Source organism: Paenibacillus sp. 01L418 (assembly GCF_056400045.1).
Genome location: NZ_JBFTSN010000802.1, coordinates 1 through 1,041 on the forward strand (window position 1 = coordinate 1; position 1,041 = coordinate 1,041).

Sequence of the window (1,041 nt, forward strand, 5' to 3'; positions counted from 1 at the left end):
GTTGTAGCCTTTGGTTCTCGCGTATATATTCAGCCTGCCGAACTGCCATCGCTCGATGGCTTGCGCGTGGTTAGAGCCGGCTGGTATGTAGGTGAAGCTATTCGAGGTCGATTTGAACCGTCACACCCGCTAGCCATGGGGTTAAAGAATGATGAAGCCGTGCGCTCTGTTAATTGGAGCTCGTCTGATGAGCAGACGATTCGATATCTCAAAGGGGAAACCTTGTTTGTTGATGAATCGGAATTAACGGTGCATGCTGGCGCCGCCTCAAAAGGATATATATTAGTTTGCACAGACGGTTTCCCGATAGGTTGGGGGAAATATGCCGCTGGAATGATCAAAAATGAACTGCCTGCAGGATGGAGATGGATGTAGAATGAGTAAACGTATTCGAATTGACAAGCTGATCGCCCATATGGGACTGGGTACGCGCAGCGAAATTAAACGAGCTGTGAAGCTCGGCATGGTTGTTGTAGATGATAAAGTAGTGAAAGACAGCGGACTAATCGTTGACCCTGATACAGCAAAGGTTTATTTTGACGGCGCACCTGTCGTGTATCGTGATGTCGTTTATTTCATGTTGAATAAGCCGCAGGGCGTTATTTCTGCAACAGAGGATAGTCGTGAACGCACGGTAATCGATTTACTTGAGCTCTCCGATCGGCAGCGAGATCCATTTCCAGTCGGACGACTGGATAAAGACACGGTTGGCTTGCTGCTGCTGACGAACGATGGGCAGCTTGCTCATGAACTGTTGTCTCCGCGCAAGCATGTTGCGAAGACCTATGAAGCATTGGTTCTTGGCGATGTTGGCGAAGAAGACCAGCAGCTTTTTTTGGCTGGCGTTGCATTAGACGACGGGTATGTTACGATGCCGGCTGAGTTACACATCAAGAGTCGTGAACAACGGGATGATGAAATATTTTCGAGTATCTCCCTTACCATTATGGAAGGTAAGTTCCACCAAGTGAAAAGAATGTTTGAAGCTGTCGGCAAAAAGGTCGTATACTTGAAAAGAGTATCGATGGGTCCGCTTAAGCT

The 1,041-nt window shown here is 47.8% G+C and carries 2 protein-coding genes; both read left to right on the plus strand.

What is annotated here, in order from left to right; translation table 11 throughout:
- On the plus strand, window positions 1–375 hold a 375-nt coding region (locus AC1DSE_RS35740; RefSeq protein WP_477529177.1), incomplete at its 5' end, for an RsmF rRNA methyltransferase first C-terminal domain-containing protein.
- Window position 376: 1 nt separating this feature from the next.
- On the plus strand, window positions 377–1,041 hold a 665-nt coding region (locus tag AC1DSE_RS35745; RefSeq protein ID WP_477529178.1), incomplete at its 3' end, for a pseudouridine synthase.